Origin of the sequence: Solemya pervernicosa gill symbiont (assembly GCF_002020875.1) — a bacterium.
Lineage (GTDB): Bacteria > Pseudomonadota > Gammaproteobacteria.
Window position 1 is genome coordinate 1 of record NZ_MPRL01000139.1, and the last position, 2,130, is coordinate 2,130.

Genomic DNA, 2,130 nt, shown 5'->3' on the forward strand with positions numbered 1-2,130 from the left:
TTCTCCGTCGTTCGCTCACGCTCTCAACTACGAATAGGCAGACGGCGTCGACTATCGCGGACTAACCGCCTTCGCTTCGCTATCCATGGCGGTCAGCGGCTGAGCGCATCTTTTTGGACGAAGATAAACACGCATTCATCTCACAGGAACTTGCCGAAACCTATCTCTCTGCATTGGAACGAAGTTCAGGCAACTGCGACCTACATGAATTTCTCAACTGGCTTGTTTATAAGTCAGACACTTCTCCGGACACCGCCTTAGCTATCACAGAACAGATGCTATCGATGATCAAACATCGTGAAGAGCCTTGTCACATATGGAAAAGCGAAGAGATCACCAATATTCTCGCGTCTCTGCTTCGAGAAGCTGACGCATCAGACAATCTCGAATTAATTGAACGCACCATCAACGTTCAGGATCGTCTTCTTGAACTCGGCACCTTCGGAATGGACGAACTCTATCGTCTTGCCACCGACACCTAGCGGAGCAACGGCTGTTTATAGTCCCATAGCATTTTCTACTCGGCTCTGATCAACCACCCAGCAGGCGGCGCATCTCGTCGATATTCTTACGTGCTTCTTTAAGCGCCTCGATGCTTTTCTCTGGTCCGAGCTGACTGAGTGGCAGCTTGCCGAAGGCGGGGCGTTCAAACAGCGGTGGTAGCCCACTCGCTTTAGGCGTACCGAAGTAGCTATGCAGCTGTGAAACCAGCACCACATCGGCGTAGTCGGGACCAAACTCGGAGTCGTAGTCGTAGTTCTCCGCCTCGAGCACCACGGTGACCAGATCACTGGCGAAGAACCACTTGCGCAGCACCATCGCACCGACCTGACCACGCAGATGCTCAACGGCGTCATCAAGCTCCTGTTCATTGCTGAGTAGCTCGGGACGTTCTGCGACATAACCATAGATCGCCAGCACACCGATATCGTGGATCAGTCCTGCCAGCAGGGCGCGATCGGCGTTGAGCGAGGGGGTCATATCGGCCAGCACCGCACTGATCGCTGCAACGTGGGTACTGTGACTCCAGAGCTCCTTCATCCGTTTGGCCAGCACCTTGTTGTCCGCCTTGAAGAGCTGCTTCATGGCAAAGGTGGTGACCAGATCACGGGTATTATCGAGACCCAGTCGACGAATCGCAGCCATGCAGCTGTTGGCCGAGACCTCACTGCGGTAGATCGGGCTGTTGGCGACCTCAATCAGACGACCGGTGATTGCCTGATCGGACTGGATAATCTTGGCCACATCGGCGAGCGACTTCTCAGGATCATTAACCGCACGGCGAACCCTCAGCGCCAGTTCTGGAAGGGTCGGCAGTTGCAGCGTCCCCTCCATATATTCACGGTAGATCTCAAGAAAGAGCTGGCTCTCGACCGTCTCATCCTCATCGGAGATCTCCTCCACCTCCATACCACCACTGCTATCGCCAGCCATCGCGATCTCAAGCAGATTGTTGTTGATATGAAAGAAACGCACCGTACCCCTGGTGGTTGCGGTCACTGCACGAGGCATATCGTGGGCAAGTGGTAGCAGCGCCGCACCAGAACCCGCGCTGATCACCTCGTAGACACCCCCACCCTCAAGCTCCACCTCGCCACTGAGCAGGTAGTAGCTCTCGCCATCCTGATCACCCAGCTTAAAGAGTGGACGTTTTTCGGGGTACTCAAACACCGCCACCTTTTCGGCCAGATCAGCAATCGTTGTGGGGGGGAGATCCCTGATTGGGAGCAGACGCTGAAACAGCGCCATATCCTCAGCCAACAATTTTGTGCTCATATAGATATTCCTTTACAAAAATCGTCTCAAACCAATGCTAAATTGTGGCTCAGCATGCCCATCAATTGCAGCAAAAACAAGGCAATTGTTAACAAATTAGACAACCAGACACGCCGTAGTTGCCATCGATCAACAAACAGCTCGCAACGCAACGATGCGACTATTAAACCGTGCTATCGCTCACACCCATTCGATTAATAATGCGGCACGCATCCGCTGACCGCCATGGATAGCGAAGCGAAGGCGGTTAGTCCGCGATAGTCGACGCCGTCTGCCTATTCGTAGTTGAGAGCGCGAGCGGACGACGAAGAAGATGCAGCAGCGGCTTTATGTCGGCGTAGAGTCACTGAGGGA

General features: G+C 53.8%; 2 protein-coding genes. One reads left to right on the forward strand and one right to left on the reverse strand.

What is annotated here, in order from left to right; all coding sequences use genetic code 11:
• Positions 1 to 113 precede the first annotated feature (113 nt).
• Entirely contained in the window at positions 114 to 482 is a 369-nt protein-coding gene (locus BOW52_RS16670; RefSeq protein ID WP_078485208.1) for a hypothetical protein, read from the forward strand.
• A gap of 49 nt (positions 483 to 531) precedes the next feature.
• Here BOW52_RS16670 and BOW52_RS16675 read toward each other — a convergent pair whose 3' ends face one another.
• A complete protein-coding gene (locus BOW52_RS16675; RefSeq protein ID WP_078485209.1) occupies positions 532 to 1,776 on the reverse strand; it encodes an HDOD domain-containing protein in 1,245 nt (414 codons plus the stop codon).
• Positions 1,777 to 2,130 lie beyond the last annotated feature (354 nt).

Coding starts and splice junctions, on each gene's coding strand:
- BOW52_RS16675 (WP_078485209.1), bottom strand. CDS start 1,776: ATGAGCACAAAATTGTTGGCTGAGGATATGGCGCTGTTTCAGCGTCTG.